21 protein-coding genes and 1 tRNA gene are annotated in these 20,065 nt (G+C 56.3%); 13 read left to right on the forward strand and 9 right to left on the reverse strand.

The window, feature by feature from the left end; translation table 11 throughout:
* Positions 1 to 25 precede the first annotated feature (25 nt).
* The 3 genes from rgy to WLZ34_RS04145 are packed head-to-tail and all read left to right on the forward strand — an operon-like array spanning position 26 to position 5,381.
* The gene (gene rgy / locus WLZ34_RS04135) at positions 26 to 4,126 is read left to right on the forward strand and encodes a reverse gyrase (protein WP_434730849.1); all 4,101 of its coding nucleotides are present in this window, start codon (positions 26 to 28) and stop codon (positions 4,124 to 4,126) included.
* 24 nt (positions 4,127 to 4,150) lie between these two features.
* Positions 4,151 to 5,071 carry a carbon-nitrogen hydrolase family protein gene (locus tag WLZ34_RS04140; protein ID WP_434730850.1) on the forward strand — a complete coding sequence of 307 codons (921 nt, stop codon included), beginning with the start codon at positions 4,151 to 4,153 and terminating at the stop codon, positions 5,069 to 5,071.
* Complete coding sequence (locus WLZ34_RS04145) at positions 5,019 to 5,381, forward strand: hypothetical protein (protein ID WP_428724695.1); 363 nt, start codon at positions 5,019 to 5,021, stop codon at positions 5,379 to 5,381. Before WLZ34_RS04140 ends, WLZ34_RS04145 begins: the two co-directional genes overlap by 53 nt.
* Before the next feature lies 1 nt (position 5,382).
* Here the strand turns inward: WLZ34_RS04145 and WLZ34_RS04150 are convergent, their stop codons facing one another.
* Together WLZ34_RS04150 and WLZ34_RS04155 are read right to left on the reverse strand one after the other, a co-directional pair.
* Entirely contained in the window at positions 5,383 to 5,781 is a 399-nt protein-coding gene (locus tag WLZ34_RS04150) for a translation initiation factor IF-5A (RefSeq protein ID WP_434730851.1), read from the reverse strand.
* Positions 5,782 to 5,838: 57 nt separating this feature from the next.
* Complete coding sequence (locus WLZ34_RS04155; RefSeq protein WP_434730852.1) at positions 5,839 to 6,675, reverse strand: class II glutamine amidotransferase; 837 nt, start codon at positions 6,673 to 6,675, stop codon at positions 5,839 to 5,841.
* A gap of 49 nt (positions 6,676 to 6,724) precedes the next feature.
* Here WLZ34_RS04155 and WLZ34_RS04160 point away from each other — a divergent pair, with 49 nt between their 5' ends.
* Together WLZ34_RS04160 and WLZ34_RS04165 are read left to right on the forward strand one after the other, a co-directional pair.
* Positions 6,725 to 7,636: a mechanosensitive ion channel family protein gene (locus tag WLZ34_RS04160; RefSeq protein ID WP_434730853.1), complete on the forward strand. Its 912-nt coding sequence runs from the start codon at positions 6,725 to 6,727 to the stop codon at positions 7,634 to 7,636.
* A gap of 78 nt (positions 7,637 to 7,714) precedes the next feature.
* Complete coding sequence (locus tag WLZ34_RS04165) at positions 7,715 to 8,065, forward strand: DUF4870 domain-containing protein (protein ID WP_434730854.1); 351 nt, start codon at positions 7,715 to 7,717, stop codon at positions 8,063 to 8,065.
* Positions 8,066 to 8,104: 39 nt separating this feature from the next.
* Here WLZ34_RS04165 and WLZ34_RS04170 read toward each other — a convergent pair whose 3' ends face one another.
* The 3 genes from WLZ34_RS04170 to glyS are packed head-to-tail and all read right to left on the reverse strand — an operon-like array spanning position 8,105 to position 10,646.
* On the reverse strand, positions 8,105 to 8,479 hold the full coding sequence (locus WLZ34_RS04170; protein ID WP_434730855.1) for a hypothetical protein: 375 nt from the start codon (positions 8,477 to 8,479) through the stop codon (positions 8,105 to 8,107).
* A 48-nt stretch (positions 8,480 to 8,527) separates the two neighbouring features.
* Positions 8,528 to 8,890 (reverse strand): hypothetical protein, encoded by a 363-nt coding sequence (locus WLZ34_RS04175; RefSeq protein ID WP_434730856.1) that lies wholly within the window; start codon positions 8,888 to 8,890, stop codon positions 8,528 to 8,530.
* Positions 8,891 to 8,909: 19 nt separating this feature from the next.
* A complete protein-coding gene (gene glyS, locus WLZ34_RS04180) occupies positions 8,910 to 10,646 on the reverse strand; it encodes a glycine--tRNA ligase (protein WP_434730857.1) in 1,737 nt (578 codons plus the stop codon).
* Between the two features lie 71 nt (positions 10,647 to 10,717).
* Here glyS and speB point away from each other — a divergent pair, with 71 nt between their 5' ends.
* Entirely contained in the window at positions 10,718 to 11,575 is an 858-nt protein-coding gene (gene speB, locus WLZ34_RS04185) for an agmatinase (protein ID WP_434730858.1), read from the forward strand.
* On the opposite strand, the gene modA is transcribed toward speB, so the two are convergent.
* Positions 11,567 to 12,451, reverse strand: coding sequence for a molybdate ABC transporter substrate-binding protein (gene modA / locus WLZ34_RS04190; RefSeq protein WP_434730859.1), 885 nt, complete (start codon positions 12,449 to 12,451; stop codon positions 11,567 to 11,569). The genes speB and modA overlap by 9 nt on opposite strands.
* 130 nt (positions 12,452 to 12,581) lie before the next feature.
* On the opposite strand from modA, the gene WLZ34_RS04195 reads away from it, so the two are divergent.
* The gene (locus WLZ34_RS04195) at positions 12,582 to 13,352 is read left to right on the forward strand and encodes a molybdate ABC transporter permease subunit (protein ID WP_434730860.1); all 771 of its coding nucleotides are present in this window, start codon (positions 12,582 to 12,584) and stop codon (positions 13,350 to 13,352) included.
* Positions 13,342 to 14,013, forward strand: a complete 672-nt coding sequence (locus WLZ34_RS04200) for an ABC transporter ATP-binding protein (protein ID WP_434730861.1) — start codon at positions 13,342 to 13,344, stop codon at positions 14,011 to 14,013. The genes WLZ34_RS04195 and WLZ34_RS04200 overlap by 11 nt, the downstream gene beginning before the upstream one ends.
* Here the strand turns inward: WLZ34_RS04200 and WLZ34_RS04205 are convergent.
* Positions 14,010 to 14,156: a DNA-directed RNA polymerase subunit P gene (locus WLZ34_RS04205; protein WP_428727400.1), complete on the reverse strand. Its 147-nt coding sequence runs from the start codon at positions 14,154 to 14,156 to the stop codon at positions 14,010 to 14,012. The genes WLZ34_RS04200 and WLZ34_RS04205 overlap by 4 nt on opposite strands.
* A gap of 103 nt (positions 14,157 to 14,259) precedes the next feature.
* On the opposite strand from WLZ34_RS04205, the gene yciH reads away from it, so the two are divergent.
* Complete coding sequence (gene yciH / locus WLZ34_RS04210) at positions 14,260 to 14,574, forward strand: stress response translation initiation inhibitor YciH (protein ID WP_428727399.1); 315 nt, start codon at positions 14,260 to 14,262, stop codon at positions 14,572 to 14,574.
* A 17-nt stretch (positions 14,575 to 14,591) separates the two neighbouring features.
* Here yciH and WLZ34_RS04215 read toward each other — a convergent pair whose 3' ends face one another.
* Positions 14,592 to 15,542 (reverse strand): transcription initiation factor IIB, encoded by a 951-nt coding sequence (locus tag WLZ34_RS04215; protein WP_428727398.1) that lies wholly within the window; start codon positions 15,540 to 15,542, stop codon positions 14,592 to 14,594.
* 124 nt (positions 15,543 to 15,666) lie between these two features.
* Here WLZ34_RS04215 and WLZ34_RS04220 point away from each other — a divergent pair.
* From WLZ34_RS04220 to WLZ34_RS04230, 3 genes are all read left to right on the forward strand, one after another.
* Positions 15,667 to 15,757, forward strand: a tRNA-Gln gene (locus WLZ34_RS04220).
* A 27-nt stretch (positions 15,758 to 15,784) separates the two neighbouring features.
* Positions 15,785 to 16,501, forward strand: coding sequence for an alanyl-tRNA editing protein AlaXM (gene alaXM, locus WLZ34_RS04225; RefSeq protein ID WP_434730862.1), 717 nt, complete (start codon positions 15,785 to 15,787; stop codon positions 16,499 to 16,501).
* Positions 16,502 to 16,556: 55 nt separating this feature from the next.
* Positions 16,557 to 17,849 carry a hypothetical protein gene (locus tag WLZ34_RS04230; RefSeq protein ID WP_434730863.1) on the forward strand — a complete coding sequence of 431 codons (1,293 nt, stop codon included), beginning with the start codon at positions 16,557 to 16,559 and terminating at the stop codon, positions 17,847 to 17,849.
* Positions 17,850 to 17,854: 5 nt separating this feature from the next.
* Here WLZ34_RS04230 and WLZ34_RS04235 read toward each other — a convergent pair whose 3' ends face one another.
* Entirely contained in the window at positions 17,855 to 18,379 is a 525-nt protein-coding gene (locus WLZ34_RS04235; protein WP_434730864.1) for a phosphoribosyltransferase, read from the reverse strand.
* 61 nt (positions 18,380 to 18,440) lie between these two features.
* Here WLZ34_RS04235 and WLZ34_RS04240 point away from each other — a divergent pair, with 61 nt between their 5' ends.
* On the forward strand, positions 18,441 to 20,039 hold the full coding sequence (locus tag WLZ34_RS04240) for a CTP synthase (RefSeq protein WP_434730865.1): 1,599 nt from the start codon (positions 18,441 to 18,443) through the stop codon (positions 20,037 to 20,039).
* Positions 20,040 to 20,065 lie beyond the last annotated feature (26 nt).

A 20,065-nucleotide genomic window follows, 5' to 3' on the forward strand; every position in this document is an offset into this window, starting at 1 on the left:
TCAACGGTTTATCACATAGAAAACAATGGCTGGTTCCATGGAGGTTGGTTTAAAGAGGCTGGACGAGCCAATAGCCGTTTACAGGCACGCGTGTCCTAACTGTGGTAGGGACATCGACGACCTACGCCTCTTTTACAGGGCCCCCTGCAAGTCGTGTTTGAGAGACGAGGACTTCTTTGAGCTTAAGAAGATGGTCGACAAGTCGGGGGCGGGGCTGGAGGACCTAGACCTCTTCAAGACGTATTACGAGAGGCTGGCCAACAGAGAGGGCGGGCTGAAGAGGCTCCTCGAGGAGGAGGAGGCCCTTAGAGAGTTCGAGGAGTTCTTCGCCAGGGCTACGAAGGGCTCGAGGCCCTCGAGCGCCCAGAAGACGTGGGCTAGGCGGGTGTTGAGGGGGGTCTCCTTCACCATTGTCGCGCCGACGGGTATGGGTAAGACCCTGTTCTCCCTCGTGATGTCGCTCTACCTGGTCTCGAAGAACAGGGGGTACAAGGTAGTAGTCGCCTTCCCCACAGTAGTACTGCTGTCCCAGTCCATTAGTAGGGTCAAAGAGCTCGCGGAGAACGCGGGTGTCCGCCTCTGCACTGAGGAAGAGAGCGCCGGGAGCGATTGCGTGAGAATAGTCTACGTCTACGGTAGGATGGGGAAGGAGGAGAGGGCTAAGGCGATGAAGGCTATAGAAGAGGGTAGCTTCAACGTGCTACTAGTGACTAACAGGTTCCTCCAGGACAACGTCGAAGTACTGAGCAGGCACAAGTACAAGCTGGTAGTAATGGACGACGTCGACGCGGTCTTGAGGAGCAAGCGGTCCGTGTCCACCGTGATGAGGCTGATAGGTATCACAGAGGACGAGATAGAGGAGGGTATTAGGCTTGTCAGGGCGACGCAGAGGCTGGCTAGGAGGCTGAGCGACGATGAAAGGTCGAAGCTCGAGAAGGAAGTCGAGGAACTGGAAAAGAAGTTGAGCGAGGTAAGGAGGAGAATAGACACGGTACTAGTGGTGAACACCGCGACCGGTAGGCCTCGAGGAGTCTACCCGAAGCTATTCAAGGTTTTCATGGGCTTCGTGGCAGGCTCGAGGCCCGAGGCTTTGAGGAATATAGTGGACACGTACACTGTACCCGAGGAGAGTGTCGAGGAGGCAGTCATAGACCTGGTCTCGAAACTGGGTAGTGGCGGGCTCGTTTTCGTCCCCGTCGACAAGGGCGTTGAGTACGCCGATAAACTAGCCGGGTTGTTGAGGGAGCGCGGTGTTAAAGCGGAGTCCTTCCACAGTAAGAGGCCGCCGCGGATACTCTCCGAGTTCGAGAGAGGGGATGTAGACGTCTTAGTCGGCGTCGCGGTCTACTACGGGACGCTGGTGAGAGGGCTTGACATGCCTGCTAGAGTAAGGTACGCAGTATTCGCTGGAGTACCCCGCCACAAGTTCAGCAGCAAGCTCGAGGACGTCTCCCCAATAGACCTGTTGAGGCTAATAGCGGCCCTTCTAGAGGTCGTTGAAGGAGACGAGAAACGCGACCTGGAGAAAATCTTTGGCAGGCTGTCCTCTAGGTTCAGGAGGCTCAGCGGCGCAGCGCTCTTCAGAGTCAGGGAGGACTTCAGGAAGAAGCTCAGCGGCGAGCAGGTCGAGGAGACCCCCCTACTAAGGGACTTGACGACCGCCCTCGAGTACGCCAGGAGGCTTCTGTCTAGGGAGGACGTGAGGAGCAAGCTGAGCAGCGTGGGCGAGGTCGCGCTGGTGACGGAGGACGGGCAGCAGTACATCATGATACCGGACTACACGACTTACATCCAAGCTAGCGGTAGAACCAGTAGGCTGTACCCCGGCGGGCTGACGAAGGGGCTGTCTGTGCTTGTGGTCGACGACGTCAGGCTTCTTAGGGGGCTCGCTAGGAGGCTGAGGTGGGTTCTAGAAGACTTCCAGTTCAAGGACTTGAAGGACGTGGACCTGGACGCGGTGGTGTCCGAGATAGACAGGGACAGGGAGGAAGTACTGAGGGTCATGAAGGGGGAGGTGAAAGAGAGCAAGGTGCACCAGCTGGTCAAGTCCACGCTCTTGATAGTCGAGTCCCCGAACAAGGCTAGGACGATAGCCAGGTTCTTCGGCAGGCCCTCCATCAGGATCCTGGGCAAGGGCTTGCTCGCCTACGAAGTGGCCACCGGTAACTACATCCTCACGATCGTCGCAAGCGGGGGGCACGTATACGACCTAGTAGCGAGCAAGAACAGGGACCTAATATTCGAGAAACTGGCCGGGAGAGACGTGGATGACGAGAGCGTCTACGGTATCTTGAGAGACGGGTCTAAGTTCATCCCGATTTACACGGACATCAAGAAGTGCGAGGACGGGCGCCAGTTCACAGATGAGCCCCAGGAACAGGCTCTCTGCGACAAGATAGCGCTGCGGAAGCTCGAGGTGATAAACGTGCTGAGAGAGCTGGCCAGGGAGGTAGACCTCGTCCTAGTGGGCACAGACCCGGATACCGAGGGCGAGAAGATAGCATGGGATCTAACGGTACTACTAAGGCCCTACAACAGGAACATTAAGAGGATAAGGTTCCACGAGGTCACGAAGAGGGCGATCCTGAACGCCATTGCGAACCCGGAGGACATAGACCTCAACATGGTGAAGGCGCAGATCGTGAGGAGGCTCGACGACAGGTGGGTCGGCTTCACGCTCTCCGCTATCCTCCAGAAGTACCTGTGGGTCCAATACTGCTACGAAGAAATGCACAACCCCAAGAGGGGGATCAAGAGCGTCCGCGACTGTTGCAGGCCTAACTACAACTGGAGCGCAGGGAGGGTGCAGAGCCCCGTCCTCATGTACATACTCGAAGGTGTGATGAAAAAAAGTAAGCTTAGAGGGTACAGGCTCTCAGTGATACTCTCTCACAACGGCGTCGAGAAGAGGGTGGAGATACCATTAAAGAAGAGGGGATTCCCGGGTATCCTCAGGGAACTTTCTAAGAGGGAGTTAGGTAGCAGGGACCCCAAGGTCGCCTCTAAGAGGGTGAGAGATAAGCTGTCGAAGTCTTTCATAAATAACGTGGAGGTGAGGCTCGTAAAACTGAGGCACGATGAGAGAGAGGTGGATCCCCCGCCCCCGTTCACGACAGACACCCTGCTGGCGGAAGCCTCGAGAACCCTGGGCTTCACGGCCTCCTTGGCCATGAATATCGCACAGGAACTGTTCGAGGTAGGCTTGATAACGTATCACAGGACCGACAGCACCAGAGTAAGCGATGCGGGCTTGGCTGTGGCGAGGCAGTACATTGAGGAGAAGTACGGTGACACAGCCCTGTTCAAGCCCAGGCAGTGGGGTACGGGCGGGGCACACGAGTGTATAAGACCCACCAGGCCCATCGACGCCGAGCGCCTGAGGGAACTTGTAAGGGAGGGAGTGCTGGACTTCCCCATCCAGTTGAGGAGGGAGCACTACCAGTTGTACGACCTTATATTCAGGAGGTTCATTGCCAGCCAGATGAAGGCGGCGAAGGTTCTTGCCGAGAAGTACGAGTTGGAGTTTTGTCTAAAGGACGGAGCGGAGGGCGAGTGTGCGAAAAAAGCCTCGCTGGAGCAAACCGACTACGTAGACGTGGTCGAGCCGGGCTTCTTGGACATGTACAAGCCGTTTACTGTAGACCCCAAGAACAGACTGCCGGAGGTCGAGACGCCGGTGAAACTGGTCGTCAAAGACGTGGTATTCATTCAGCCCCCACTCCCGAAAACGCACGAGGTCGTTTCGTGGATGAAGGAGAAAGGGATCGGTAGACCGAGTACTTACGCGAAAATCCTGTCTACCCTCGTGGAGAGAGGCTACGTGATTATTAGAGAGAACAGGCTAATAGTGGCTAAAAAGGGCAAGATGGTAGCGGAGTTTTTGTTCAAAGAGTTGTTCCCGCACAACGCTTCGGGGAGGACGAGCTGGACTAAAACCCCGATGATCGGCGTTGAGGCTACGAGGCTACTGGAGAGTAAAATGGACGACGTAGCAACCGGTAAAGAGGACTACTCGAGCGTGCTCAACGCGATATACAGCGAGCTTCACAGCCTGGTCTTGAACAACGACGAACTTCTGAGCAAGCTCAGGGACAGGTACTCGTTCTACTGCGGGAGGGAGAGCTAATAGGTCCCCGCGAGGACCCGGTGGATGAAAGTAGAGTTTGTGGGGGGCAAGGAGGCGCCTTCCGGGGGGCTACTGGCCGTAGCTCACCTGAGCGTCCACGAGGCCGGGCTGAGGCTCAACCTGGAAGCCACGAGGAAAATAGTCTTCTACGCAAGCGAGAACAACGTCTCCACGATTGTCCTGCCTTACATGCAGCCGTACGGCCCCATTATCCAGTTATACGACGTGATCCGAAGAGACGACCTACGCAAGTTCTTCGCTCTGACTAGGGAGTCGAGCTACATTAATACCCTGGTCACTCTCTCAGACCACTACGGCGTAAGCATCGTCCTCCCAGGCTACTTCGAGAGGGTCTCCTCCAAGATATACGTCTCCACGGCCTTCACCTCGTGGGAGCTCGAAGAAGGCCTGGCTACCCGCAGGAAGCTCGTGCTCAACGAGAAGGAGAGGAGGCTCGGTCTCTCTAAGGGGGTGGACCTGCCGATGTTCGTAGACAAAGGGCTCGTCTTTAACACGTTAATAGAAGACGAGCTATTCTACCCCGAGATAGCGAGGTTCATTACGGAGAACAACGCGAACCTGCTTATAGTGGCGCTCCCGCAGGTAGAACCGCCTAAGAACTACATCGAGTTGTCGAAGAGCCTGGCGTTGATCTACAGGGTGTGGGTTCTGGTTCCGGGTAGCAGGTTCGTGAGGAGGGACGGCACGGTCTACGCTCTCCCCACGATAATGATCAACCCCGAGGGCGAGATAATCTACAAGCACTACGGTCTAGAGGAGGCGTTTATCGTGATAGCCAAAGGCCTCCTTAGGTCTGCGCCTAGGACTATCGGTTTAAATTCCAGGACGTTCTATAGACTCTACAGGCACTTGTACAAGAGGTACAGCATTTATGGGGGAGTCCCTGGAGAAGGTGGTGCCGGTCAAACTGGGCAGCCTAGCTGACCTCGTAAGGCTCGCCGCCGCTATCTCCATGCCCCAGGGGGCCTCTTACATCCTGAGGTTCGAGACGGGCGACAAGGTGGTCTTGGGGATTCTAGGGGTGTTCAGGGACTACTACAAGTACTACGGGATACCCGTGTTCTACTACTACATAGCCGAGGGTAAAGAGGCCGAGGACTTGAAGAACACCAACTATATAGTGGCGTCTCTAAGCGAGGACAGGTTCGAGCTCTCGAAACACCCGAAGCCAGGGCTGACAATACCGCTGATCAGGTTGGCGGCAAAACCGGACTTCATACCAGACCTGCAGTGAGCTACCTCAACCTAACGATGAGCCTTCTACCCATTATCGAGAAGTACTCTACCTCGACGCCTGTCTGGACTTTGTCCCTGATCTTCTCGTCTATGAACTCCTTCTCCACCTCGAAGGTCTCGTAGCTCTCCAAGTCCATCACTTGAACCTTGTCCCCCATGTCGGCTATGACCTGCCCAACCCTCTTCTCGATGATCGGGACCTCCACTTGCGTGTCCACGGGTGCGACCAGCGTCTTTTTAGCCTTGCTGAAGAGGCCTATCGCCACAACGTGGGCTTTGGCACTCCCGTGCTTCCCCGTCTTCGCCCTCGACATCTCTACTACTCTACAGGGCTCGTTGTCTATGACTATGAAGCTGCCCACTTTCAAGTTTCCAAGCGTCTCGTAGGTCTTGCTCATGTGGTAACCACCATCAAGCAATAGTTATATTCCGTGAACAACTCTTTTAAGCTTCACTCAACTTTCCACGCAAATGTCGCCGACCCTGCGGAGGCCGCTCAAGCCGAGCTCGTACAAGCCTTCATCGAGCGGTTTAAAACCGCCACCTCCGTAGTACCTCGTCACAGTCGAGCTCACCACGGCCTTAAGATGCCCGTCTTCGAGTAGGTACAGCTGGAAGTACTCCCTCAAAGCCTCGTCCCTCGCCCCATCACCGGTCTTCTTGAAGAAGTGAGTGACAAACAGCCTGGTGTTCTCGCCGCTCAGTAGCAAGAGAAGCGTGTTCAACCCGCTCGTGGTATACTTGGCCAGCCCCCTGTAGGCGTCTAGGAGGCAGTCCTTGAGCCCGCTCTCGCACTCTGACAATCGCCTCGCCAGGTACATCCCTGCCAGCTCGGAGTCTACGTGAACCCACGGGTTAACCCCTAACATTTTAGCCAGAGACTTCTTGTCGAGCCCCCCGTTGTGAGCAAACCAGAACACGCCGCCCCCTAGCTCGAACTTGAACGGGTGCGTGTACTCCAGGCCGTAGGGCTCGCTCCTACCGGACTTCCTGGCGTGGGCTATAAAGTAGATGCTGTCGTAACGCTTCAGCCTGTCCAGTAGGAGTTGTAGTTCCACGATACTCGAGGGGCTGAACAACGGCAGTGGGCTCCTGTGGTACACTACTGCGAAGTCCGACCTTACAACACCAACTCCCGCCAACCCCCAGCCGTCGTCGTGCGAGTAGGTCCTGCCATTAGTTAACCTAGACAAGTACTCGTCGAACCTGCTTGACTCGACAAAGGCCCATGCAAGTCTACTGAGAGTGTAGTTGTCCGGGTGCTGGTCTACGAGCGCGATGAGCCTACACATTCTCTCACGCACTTGTTTATAGGGCCCTGTCTTCTTTAAACCTAGGCTAGTGGGAGACTTGAGAAAGCTAGTGTACCTGCTACTGCTGATTATAGTGGTCGGCATTATAGCCTGGGCGATAAGGCAGCCCGGAATCCTCCCCGAGGAGATCCGCGTTGTCGTGGTCAACTACTACCCCATCATCCAGGTAACCCTGGCCCTGATACTCGGGGTGTCCTCTATCGAGCTGGTCTCATCGATGATACTCGCGAGGGTCAAGCACGTAGGAAGAGAAGCCTACTTGATCAGGAACGTATTCCTGATAGTAGGCTACGTGGTACTCGGCGTCGTAATACTGGCCATACTAGGTGTCAGCGGCGAGAGCATACTTGCCGGCGCCACCTTCTCGGGCCTCGTGATCGGTCTGGGCCTCCAGCCCGTGCTAGCCAACTTGTTCGCCGGGCTGATAATTCTCGGTAGCGGCTTTATAAAGCCCGGCTCGAGGGTCAGGATCGGCAGCCCCAACCTACCGGTCTCGGCCGTGACGTTCCCTGCCTACAAGGCCTTCAGCCTGGACTACGTGGTCCCGTCCCTGAAGGGCGTCGTAGTGGAAGTAGGGTTGATGTACACCAAGGTAGTTCTCGACTCCGGCGAGCTAGTCAAGATACCTAACTCAACATTGTTCTCGGGGAGCATAGTCCTCGAGGAGGTCGAGGAGGAGAAGCGGTTTCAAGTCAGGTTCGAGTTCCCCGTCGACTGCGACCCCTTCCAGGTCCTAGAGTCGGCCCGGAGGGCTCTAAGCGAGCTAGGCGAGTTCAAGGTACTGGTCGAGGAGCAGAGCGACAAGAACTACTACATAGTGTTGGTGACGGGCAACACGCCGCCCAAGGCGAAGCTACGCGAGTTCCGTAGCGAGGTCTTAGCGAAGCTCATCCAGGTATACAGGGAGATGAGGAAGAAGGGTCTCTGCGGGCAGCAGTAATAGCGGCTCTTCAAGATCTTTAGAAGCGTTTATTAATTGTTTTGCCTATTGTAGGTAAGTTGGAGGAGGAAGGAATAAATGACACTTCAAGAGGAGGAGAAGTTCTGGGGTCTTATCGCGTGGTTGATACCCTTAGTGGGGCCGGTGCTAGCGCTGGTGCTCAGGCCCAACCTGAAATACGTTAAGCACTGGTCGTTCCTCTCCATAGGGTTTTTCATCCTGGTGATAGCCGGTTATGTGGTGTTGTGGATAGTAGACCTCTTCCTTTCCCTTGTACACCTAGGCATCCTCGCTGGCGTGTTGTCGGCGCTGTTCTGGCTACTCGTAGTAGTGCTATGGATCATAGGCGTTGTTAAAGCGGCCCAGGGCGAGTACTGGAGGCCCGTCCTAGTCTACGATATAGCCCAAAGGATCGGCTTAACCGAGTAGAACACGGGCTGGGGCTCGTGTGCGGGCCGCGGCCACCCTCTAGGGTAGACGCATAGCGCTTATCTTTTCGAGGAGCCTCCTTATACTCGCCGACTCTTCTACAAGCCCCTTCTTCTCCAGCTCAAGCACGGCATCGGAGAGGAGGTCCTTCAGGTAAGGTATCGAGACGGCGGTTAAGTATGTGTAGTAGGTCTGGACATACCTGGACAGGGTCGGGTCGCGCACATCGGCTAATCTGTATTCGGCTTCGAGCCGCCCCGTCCTCTCTACCGCGTCTGCGAGCCTCTGTATAAAGCTGGTGATGAGCCTCCTGTCGCTTGTATATGGTATGGCCTTGGCGAAGTCCAAGATCTCCTCGTAGTCGTCTACGAGCTTTTTCAACGCTGTTAGAACGTCCACGCTTTCAGACCCCACCCAGGAAACACCCTGACTTTAGATTACTATAGGCTGTCCTCTACGAAGCTAGTGAGCCCTTCTAACCGTGGCTATACTGTTGTTTGCGACCCCCTGCCTCGTCAACTCGTCCGGGTGAGCATACACGACGTTGGTGTCGCTCGACTCGAACAGAGTGGCTGTGTAGGTGAACTTCTTCTTCCCTGCTACAACGAGCTCTACCGCGTCTCCCTCCTTAACGCCGAGCATTTTGGCCAGCTCTGTGGGGATCTTCATCTTAGAGGGGTCTAGGCTGGAGTCGAACTGGACCCTAATCCTCTTCTCTTTAATACTGGTCTCTTTCTTCCTCAACTCGCTGGCGGGCGGGACTATTGCGAGCAGCTTGTTTATGTCGGGCTTGCTCCCCCCAGCCTCCCCACTCTCTTGGCTCATGACGCGTCATCTCTCAAAGTCATATCATAGTATTATCTCTGAGATATTTAAGTATGGTATCGTACAACTCGCCGACGCCCACTCTCACCTGTCTACGCGTGTCCCTGAACCTGATAGTGACTGTGCCGTCCTGGAGCGATTGGTGGTCTACCGTGACAGCGTAGGGGATCCCGATCTCGTCCGCCCTAGCGTACCTCCTACCTATACTGCCCTCCTCGTCGTACACCACGCGCAGCCCCCCCTCCCTAAGGTTCTGGACGATACTCCTCGCCAACGAGGCCATAGCCTTGTGCTCTTCTCTGCTCCCGGCCATGAGCGGGAAGACGGCTACGTGGAAAGGCGCTAACCTGGGCGGCAGCTTCAGCACTACTCTGTCTTCGACCACGTTGTAGGAGTACTCCAGGAGAACGTACAGTAGCCTCTCAACCCCGTAGGAGGGCTCCACTACATGGGGTACGATCTTCTCACCGTGGACTAGGGACCTCTCCTCTCTCAGCGTGAAGAACTCCCTCCCTATCTTCAAGCCCCCCGCCTCTACGTAGCCCTTGCTCGAGAGCTCTTCGTACAGCTCCTCCTGGCTCTTCCCCTGGAGGACCTTCAACGCCTCCTGGAACCGCTCACCTAGGCGGTCGGCTAGGGCCTTGTAGTCTACGATCACCCTCTTCTTGACGACTTCGACGGGCTTCTCGTACTTCTTGAAGTAAAACATGTCTACACCGCTGTAGTCCATGTGCCTCTTCAAGTCGTAGTCCGTCCTATAGGCGTAACCCGCCACCTCTATCCACCCGAACTTGGCCGAGTAGACCTCCTGGTCGAACGTCTGAGCCGAGTAGTGTGCTCTCTCGTGCGGCAACTTCTCGAAGAACCTCGTCTTGTCGGGCGGGATGCCGAGTGACCTGACGAACTTGTTTCCGACCCCCATCCAGAAGGCTAGCCACGGGTTCTTGACTATACCTTTATTAATAGACTCCCTGACAGTGACCGTGACAGGCTCCTCGACACCCCTCTCGCGGCTCTCTGCTGTCACAATGTTCAACGTCTCGCCCTCAACGTAAGGCAGGTACTCCTCTACTTCTCTAACGCTCTCGGAAGGGTCGTGGAAGAACTCCAGCTCCATAATAGTGAACTCCCTCAGCCTCAAGAGCCCCTGTCTAGGCGATATCTCGTTCCTGGCAACCCTTCCTATCTGCGCTATACCGAGCGGCAGCCTGTTCCTAGCGATATTCAGCACGGTCTTGAAGTCGACGAACATCCCCTGGGCGAGCTCGGGCCTCAAGTACCCCAACTGCCCCTTGTAAGGGCCGATCTCGGTCTTAAAGAGGAGGAGTGCGTTCTCGGGCTTGGACAGCTCGCCGCCGCACTCTGGGCACCTCACGTTCTTCTCCACGATCACCCTCCAGATCTCTTCGATGCTGGCCCCCTCCACGTTCAGGCCTGTCGCCTCCTTGACCAAGTGGTCTGCCCTGTACACTCTCCCACACTTCGTGCACACGACTATGGGATCTGTGAAGTGGTCCTCGTGCCCGCTGGCCTTGAACACCACCTGGGGGTTTATGACCGGCGTCTCGACCTCCACCATGAAGTCGAAGGCGTAGACGAAGGTCTTAAGCCACTCTTCGGCAATGCTCCTCTTCAGGAGCACGCCGACGGGACCGAAGTCGTAGAAGCCGGCGAGCCCACCGTATATCTCGTAGGAGACCCAGTAGAACCCCCTCTTCTTTGCTAGGTCGGCTAGCCTATCGTACACGTCGCTCAATTACCGCCCACCTTAGGGGATTCATATTAAATCACCGGATAATATAAAGACAAATCACGCGAGGTGTCTACATGAGCTGGAGGCATTTGTTGACGAAGACCAAGCCGTTCGGCTGTATCGAGAAGGAAGAGCCGGGCACCGTCATAGTGGGCGCCCCCCTCGACTCGACCTCGACGTACAGGCCCGGTTCGAGGCTTGCCCCCGATAGTATAAGGGAAGCGGCGTGCAACTTGGAGCTCTACTCTCTGCTCGGCAGGAGGAGCCTCGAGCATATCGGTCTGACCGACCTGGGGAACATCGTCATACCCCAGGGAGACGTGGAGCTGTCGCTGAGGAACATCAAGACGGTAGCTAAGGGGGTAAGAGAGGACTACCCAGACTCGCTGAAGGTGTTCGTGGGCGGGGAGCATCTCGTGACGCTACCCATTGTCGAGGCGCTGGGCGACCTCGTGGACACAGTCGTAATATTCGACGCCCACCTCGACATGAGGAGCGAGTACCTGGGCTCGACGCTCAACCACGCCACGTTCGCCAGGAGGCTGGTAGAGGAGGGTTTCAGGGTCGTGCACATCGGCTCGAGAGCGCTGAGCGCTGAGGAGGCCGAGTACGTCAAAGACCTCGACAACGTCAGAGTACTGGACGTATTAGAGGCCAGGAGAGGGGTGAACACGGGTAAGCTAGGCTCAGTCTACATCAGCGTGGACATGGACGTCGTAGACCCCTCTTACGCTCCAGGGGTTGGCAACCCCGAGCCTCTCGGCTTGACACCCTGGGAGTTGCTGGAACTAGTAAGAGAGCTAGTAGCAAGCTCCAGCAGATTGGTCGGTGTAGACGTAGTGGAGGTAAACCCACTAGTAGACCCGGGAGGCGTCACCTCTGTGTTGGCGTCAAAAATAATATTAGAGGTTATAGGGCTGTACCTACGCTGAAGTGGACCTTATGAAGGACTCGGCCTCTTCCTTTGTGGCGAAGAAGCCTTGTTGCCTCTCCACGTTCTTGACGTAGTCTGACGAAAGGAACTCGACGAACTTCTTAGCCAGTTCCACGTTCTTGCTAGTCTTCGACACGTAGACCGGTGAGAAGTACACGCTAGTGTTATAGCCGCACCTCCACGGGTAGATCACGGTCTTAGTCAAGTTGGCCAGCGTAGAGTTGAACGTGTTCCATATGAAGGCAGCATCGACGCTGCCCAACTTGTACCACGTGATTAGCTCGGCGATGTCCTTGGCTGCGACGATCTTGTCCATTATCTGGCTAGCGTTGGGGCTCTGGTTGATTATCTTCAGGGCTTCAGCCCCAGCCGGCGCGGCCTGCGGGTTCGGGATCCCAACTTTCACGTCGTACTTGGCTAGGTCGTCCACACACGCTATATTGTACGGGACTGTGCTTCTGACGTAGATTAGGACAACCTGGTAGCCGAGGCCCGTGGTGGGGGTCGAGTAGACTAACCCGTTGTTAAGGGCTTTAACACCCCAGTCCTCAGACGCGAAAATCACCACGTCTATTGGGACGCCCTCCTCGATCTTCGTGTAGATATTCCCGGAGGCCTCGTACGAGACCAGTACTCTTGCACCAGTCTGGTTCTCGAACACGCCTGCGACCTTGTCTAGGATCGGCTTGGCTATAGGTGCCGCGTCAACAACTATCTCCCCACCTATTCTCTCGGTAGTGGTTGTAGAGGGAGCAGTGGAGGTCGTGCCACCGCCCGCCAGAGGAGACGTGAGCGGGGTCGTCGTCTGAGCGGGCGTCGAGGTCTTACCCTGAGTACTGGACTGGTAGACGTAGTAGAGAGTCCCAGCGGCCACCGCTACTAGAACTAATGTTAATAAGATAATTGACCTCATACGTCCTCACATCCGAGAGGGCAATGTGTTGTTTACTTCCTATGGTGTTGTTACGCTTATAAACTTTCGGTGATTAGTCTAATCGAGAGCGGTGGTGTACGTGGACATCGGCATGTTAATAATATTATTGACAACGCTACTCGTAGTCGCTTACGTCTTGGGGAGCGTAGTAGCTAGCTCTGGTGTGGGGTCGTTGGTAGCCGCATTCACGTCGTGGGAGTTCAAGAGCGCGCTCTCGCTCAGCCTAGTCGCGGCCTCGCTCGCCACGCTGCTGGCGACGCCGCTAGCGGTCGTCGTCGCCTACTTGCTCTCGAGGAGGGCTGGGTTCACGCCTCTTCTGGTCGAGTCGATACTATCGCTGCCCTTCATGTTAACCCCTGTCGCCACAGGCAGCATTGTCTTGCTGTTCATCGTCCAGACGAGCGTGGGCAGAGCCTTAAACGGCGCGTTCAACCTGCTCTTCACGTTGAACGGGGCTGTCCTCGTCCAGTTTATACTTGCGTTCTCAACCATGATCACCCCTATGACCGACGCCTTCAAGAACGTGAGCGTGGAGTACGAGCACGTCTCGAGGACGCTGGGGCACGGCGTTTTCAGCACCTTTTTCAACGTGGTGATACCCCTGGCTAGGAGGGGGCTCGTGTCCTCCATACTGATGGGCTTCATGAAGGCGTTCTCCGACTTCGGCGCTACAGTCATGGTTGCCGGCATGATCCTGGGGAAGACAGCGACCCTCCCGGGCGCCATATACGTCGAGATGAGCACTGGTAACGTCAACGTGGCCCTGGCGATGATACTGCTCTCTGTTGTCGTATCCTTGACGATAAGCATCCTCGCCAGGGTGATGAGGAGTGGTGGTTGAGGAGGGTCTCGAGGTCAGGGGTCTCCTCGTACTGGTCGGGGGCTTCAGCGTGAGGGTTGGGTACCTTGGCGTGGGGCGGGGCGAGATCGCCGTGATACAGGGGCCGAACGGCGCGGGCAAGACCACGCTCCTGAAAGCGATAGCGGGCATTATCAGGCCGGTGAGAGGCACTATAGTGATAGGCGGGGAGGTCGTCTTCAAGGCGGATAAGAGAGTCGAGGTCAACAAGTCTCCGGAGAAGAGGAGGGTCGGCTTCCTCCCCCAAAACCTACTGTTGTTTCCGCACATGAGCGTCTATGAGAACATAGCCTACGCCATGAGAGGTAGGAAGATAAGGCCCGACAAGGAGAAGGTGAGCGAAGTCCTGGAGCTCGTAGGCCTCCGGGGCCTCGAGAATAGGATGCCACGGGAGCTCTCCTACGGGCAGCAGCAGCGAGTAGCCTTGGCCAGGGCGCTTGCGTCCAACCCCCGCGTCCTCCTGCTAGACGAGCCCTTCGCTAACATAGACGTGGAGTCTAGGAGGGGGCTGAGAAAGGAGATCGCGAGGCTCGTGAAGGCCCTCGGAGTCCCCACAGTCATAGTCTCGCACGACCTCGAAGACCTGGCAGTGGCGGACAAGCCCTACTCGATGGATAGAGGTGTCCTCTTAGAGAAGGGCTAGACGGCCTTGACCAGCCTATAAGGCCTAGCGATCTTGTAGATGACCTCGTACGTACAGCGCGGGCACTTGATCCTACCTCTGTAAACCCTCAACTCTTCCTCGTCGAATACGTAGCCGCACCTGCCACACACGTACTTGACCAACCGGCACGTCCCCGGGATAGACTCTTATTGTTTAAATAAGTTTTTAAGGCTACTAGTATAAAAGTAGATACGGAACACCTCGGATCAAAGGTTGGATAAAGTAATGGTGGCAAAAGAGCTGGATTGTGGTGGGCTACCCCCGGAGATATGCGAGCAACTAGGGCGCGAGGAGCAGATCATAAAGATAAGGGTTGACACGAGGAAGTTCGGCAAGGCCGTGACGGTGATCGAAGGCCTACCTCAGGAAAGAGACGTCTTGAAGAGTATTGCCAAGACGCTAAAGACAAAGCTCGCAGCCGGAGGAACTTATAGAGACGACGGTGTTATAGAGCTACAGGGAGACCACAGGCACAGAGTCAAGGAGATCCTCGTTAACGAGTTCGGGTTCCCGCCTGAGAACGTGATTATAGTAGACTGAGCAAAAAGGTTTTTCTCTCACTCTTCCATTTTCTCCTGGATCCCCAGAGCGTCGATTATCTCCTTGTACCTGTTCCTTACTGTGACCTCGGTTACCCCCGCAACGTGGGCCACTTCTTTCTGTGTACGCTTCTCGCCCGCCGTTATAGCGGCTATGTAGACCGCTGCGGCAGCCAGCCCTGCCGGGTCTTTACCAGCGGTCACCCCCTTGTTCCTAACCTTGTTCAGGATCTCCGTGGCGTTCTTTATTATCTCGCCGCTCAGCCCTAGGGCGTGGGCTATCCTGGGGATGAAGTCTATTGGGTCTACTGCGGTGACCTTGATACCAAGCTCCCTCAGCAGCAACCTGTAGCACCTCGCGATCTCCTTCCTGGGTATCCTCGTGTACTTTGTTATCTCGTCGAGGGAGCGCGGGACCCTAGCCTCTCTGCAGGCTACGTAGACCGCGGCGGCTATAACGCTCTCTATGCTACGGCCCCTCACCAGGCCCTTCTCGACAGCCATGCGGTATATCCTGGCAGCCTCCTCTCTCACGTGCGTGGGGAGGTTCAGTAGCTCCGCGATCCTCTCCAGCTCGTTCAGGGCCTGGGCGAGGTTCCTGTCCACGCTGCTCTGAATCCTGGTCCTCGCCTGCCACTTCCTTAGCTTCTGGAGCTGGGCCTTCTTATCTATGATCCTCCTCCCGGAGGCGTCTTTGTCAGCGTAGTCTATTGACGTCGCGAAGCCCATGTCGTGCACAGTACCCGTAATAGGCCCGCCCGTGCGGGCCCTCCTCTCCCTCTCCTCCGGCGTGAAGGCCCTCCACTCAGCTCTCTCGTCGATGACCCTCTCCTCGATCACCTCGCCGGTCTCGAGGCAGACGTACTCGCCTTTACCGTGGTCGAAAATGATCTTGTTAGGAGGGCACTTCGAAACGTTGGGGCTCTGGCTAGGAGTAGAGGAGGTTTTTTCACCGCTCAAAACGGTCACCCCCTAGAAGAGTAAAGTTTAAATATGATCACCTAAGCACACTCTATTAAACCCTTATCCTGGGGGTTAATAAACTTTTCTGTCCCAAGTTTAATAAGCTACGCAAGTAATATCTCCTACCAGTAGCCGGGTCGTCTAGCGGCCAAGGATGCGGGGCTTTGGTCCTCACACAGGGAGGAGACCCCGTGACCGGGGTTCGAATCCCCGCCCGGCTACTGTTAAACGAGTGGTGGGTGGCCTGTTTGACAGAGCTGGTGTATCAACACGACTCGTACATCAAAGAGCTGGACGCCAAAGTCGTTAATGTCGTCGGGAACAAGGTCTTTTTAGACAGGACGATCTTCCACCCGCGGAGCGGTGGCGTGGACAACGACAAGGGCTTTATTGTGAAGGACGGGTCCTCGGCTCGGGTGGAGTCGGTGTACTACGATCGAGACACGGGCGACGTGGCCCACGAGGTCGCGGGCGACCTCCAATTGAAGCCAGGCGACGTCGTTAAGCTGGTCCTGGACTGGGAGAGGAGGTACAGGCTGATGAGGTTGCACACGGCGGCGCACATAATATCGGCGATCATGTACAGCGAGTACAACGCGCTGATCACGGGCGGCAACGTCAGCCCCGAGTACGCTTACGACGACTACAGTCTCGAGTCGGCGGACAAGGCGCTCTTCCAGAGGGCTGTCGAGATGGCAAACAACGTCGTGAAGAGGGGCATCGAGGTGAAGGTGTACTGGCTACCCTACGACGAGGCCATGAAGATACCCGGGATCGTGAAATTGGCCTCCAGGGCGCCGCCGAGAGTCGAGAAGCTGAGGATAGTGGAGATACCGGGGGTAGACGTACAGGCCGATGGCGGGCCGCACGTCAAGAACACCCTTGAGATAGGCGAGATAGTCCTGCTCAGGGTAGAGAACAAGGGTAAGGGTAAGAAGAGGCTGTACTTCAGCGTCAAGCCGTGAGCTGCTTTAATTTTTATTAGCTACAGCCGCCCCACTAGTACACGGGTCCTCCTGGATGTTGAGGGGGCTCGCTAGGGACTACGCCTTCTCGCTGATGCTGGTAGCAGGCCTAATGGTACGGCTGGTCTTCGTACCGTACACCTCGGGAAGCGATATAGCACAGTTCGCCTCTTTCTCCGACACCTTCCTGAGACACGGACTCGAATTCTACAAGTACGCGGACGCGAAGCTCTACGCGGAGGAGGGGTGGCCTTACAACTGGCCCTACGTTTACGGCCCCCAGCTAGTACTGCTACTAGCACCTCTCAGGGCTCTACTTAGACAACCCGTCCTGGCGTACTGGAATAGCGGGAACTACTACGTCTACGTCCCCGTCGAGTGGGTGGTCGCGTGTAAGAGCTTGTTTGTAGCGTTCGACGTCGTGTCAGGCGCCCTGGTCTATCTCATTCTGTCCAGGTACAGTGGCGGCCGGGCCGCGCTAGTGGGTTTTGCCCTCTACTACCTGAACCCCGCGGTCATATACACCTCCTCGGTCTACGGCATGTTCGACCAAATACCTCTAAGCATGATACTAGCGTCCCTCTACCTGTACAGGTCGGGTAGGCGCCTGCCGAGCCTGGCCCTGGCGGGGCTAGCCGCGACTTTCAAGCCCAACGTAGCCCCCGCCTCACTAGGCGTACTGGTCTCCAGCCTGGTAGAGGACAAGTGCTTAAAGAGCAGGCTATCCGGCCTCGCGGCATTCGTACTGGGCGCATTATCGCCCTTCGCGCCCTTTGCAGCCTACTACAGCCAGACCCTGTCCAAGGCCTTTGAGGTGCTCGCCTCGCTGAAACCAGGGTACACTTACCCGATAGTGTACAGCTTCAACGGGCTGTCGAGCCTAGCCACATACATGCACCAGTTCGGTGGGGGTGACTACGAGTGGGTCGTCTCGTACTGGTGGGTTTTCTACCTGGTCTTAAACATACTGGTGGCAATCTGGCTCACTAGTACCAGAGAGCGCGACGCGGGCCTCTTAGCCTTCCTCCTCTACCTGGCCTTCACGACCTCGTACTGGAGGGTGAACTACCAGTACTTCGTGCCGGGGATAGGGCTGGCGGCCCTGCAGGTGGGCGGGTCCAGGCGTAGAACGGTGGCATCAATAGTCTACATAGCCTACATCGCGTTCTGGGTCTTCATGTTCCCGACCAGCTGGTGGGCTCACGTGCACATCAAGGAGCCCAACATGGAGCTGTGGAGGGTAATGGACATGTTCAGCCTCATGGTCTTCGACGAGGGCGTCTACGTGGTTTACTCGGTACTACTGACGGTCTTGTCGGTGGCTGTGATAACGGCTCTCGTGCTGTAGCACTGCTAGTAGCAGTGCTCTACAACACCTACCTCCGGCGGCAGGTTGCCGCCGCCGACTTCGCGAGCCGTCTCACATATCTCCCACGGGAAGACAATCCACTTGTCTGAGACCTCCCAGTAGTAGTCGGGCAGGACCGGGCTCCACTTCTTGACGTATATGGCGAGGCTGCGGATCTCCCTCGCGCCGAAGTTCGATAAGAGGTTTGTCGCCGTCTGCAGGGTCCTACCCGAGTCGACGACGTCGTCTACTAGTAGAGCGTTGACACCCTCGATGTTCCTGAGCGAGAACTGGTAGACAACAGGCCTCTCCCTCGTCTTACCGATCTCCTTGTAGAACTTTATCTCCACGAACCCTATCTCGCCGACGTTAAGGAAGTCCGAGAGTATACGGGCCGGGATGTACCCCCCTTTAGCGATCGCCACTAGTATGTCCGGCTTGAAAGTCTCCCTAACTCTCCTGGACAGCACTGCTAGAGCTTTGTGTATTTCATCCCATGTAACGTACTTTAGAGAAGTCTTGTCGACCATGTATCAACATATCTGGCTTCAAGTTTATAAAGTAACGTAAGGCTAATTAAGGTAAGGGCACTTGGTCAAGTACATTTTTGTAACAGGAGGAGTCCTCTCGAGCCTTGGCAAGGGCGTTATAGTGGGTTCTATAGGATTGCTCCTCAGTAGAGCTGGGTACAACGTCGACGCTGTCAAGATAGACCCTTACCTGAACGTAGACGCTGGGACTATGAACCCCTACATGCATGGAGAGGTCTTCGTTACCGAGGACGGTGGCGAGACAGACCTCGACCTAGGCCACTACGAGAGGTTCCTAGGTAAGGACATGTCGAGGCTGAACAACATCACCGCGGGGCAGATATACCTTTCAGTCCTGGAGAAGGAGAGGGAAGGGGGGTACCTGGGGCAGTGCGTCCAGGTCGTCCCCCACGTGACAGACGAGATCAAGAGCAGGATCAGGGAGGTGGCTAGGAGGCGTGGCTCAGACGTACTCATAGTCGAAATAGGAGGTACGGTTGGGGACATAGAGGGCCTCCCCTTCCTGGAGGCCATTAGGCAGATGAGGCTCGAGGAGGGCCCTTCGAACACGGTGTTCGTCCACGTGGCCCTGGCCCCGATCATATCTACTGGCGAGCTGAAGACCAAGCCCGTCCAGCACAGCGTCCAGGAGCTCAGGAGGATCGGTATACAGCCAGACGCGATAGTGGTGAGGTCTGGCAGGATGCTGAACGAGGAGGAGAAGGCCAAGATAGCCCTCTACGGCAACGTGCCTCAGAGGGCGGTGTTCAGCGACCCAGACGTCTCCTCCGTCTACGAGGTGCCGCTTATCCTACACAGAGAGGGGCTGTTGAAGTACGTGACAGAGGTGCTTAGGCTAGACTACAGGGAGCCATACCTAGGTGACTGGTCCTCGCTGGCCGAGAAGGTGAAGAGTGCCGGTAAGGAAGTTAGAGTGGCCATGGTGGGGAAGTACACCAAGGTCAGAGACAGCTACATAAGCATCGTGGAGGCGTTGAGGCACTCTGCCGCCCAGGTGGGTGCGAGGGTTAACCTGGGCTGGATCGAGTCGACCGACATAGAGAGCGGCCTCGTAAGCCTGGACGCCCTCGACGAGTACGACGGCGCCGTCATACTGCCCGGCTTCGGGAAGAGGGGGGCTGAGGGCAAGATTAGGGCTTTGAAGAAGCTCAGAGAAGAGGGTAAGCCCGTCCTGGGGATATGCTTCGGCATGCAGCTCATGGTAGTAGAGGCGGCGAGGAACGTGCTCGGCTTGGAGGGGGCTAACAGCACGGAACTAGACCCGGGGACAGAGCACCCGGTTATAGACTTGATACCCTGGCAGAGGAGCGTGAGCAGGCTGGGCGGGACTATGAGGCTAGGCGTCCACAAGGTGAACCTCGAGAAGGGCAGCCTGGTATGGAGGCTCTACGGTACTACACCTGTTTACGAGAGGTTCAGGCACAGGTACATCGTGAACCCCAAGTACGTCGACAAGCTCAGCGAGGCGGGCCTCAAACCCACGGGTTGGAGCGATGAGGGCTTCGTCGAGGTGGTCGAGTTGAAGGGGCACAGGTTCTACCTGGGAGTCCAGTTCCACCCGGAGTTCAAGAGCAGGCCGCTGAGCCCGAGCCCCGTTTTCACGGGCTTCGTGAAGTCCCTAGTAGAACGAGCGATTTAAACCACTCTAACAATATAGAATATGTT

Origin of the sequence: Thermogladius sp. KZ2Tp1 (assembly GCF_051131135.1) — an archaeon.
In the GTDB taxonomy this organism is placed as follows: domain Archaea; phylum Thermoproteota; class Thermoprotei_A; order Sulfolobales; family Desulfurococcaceae; genus Thermogladius.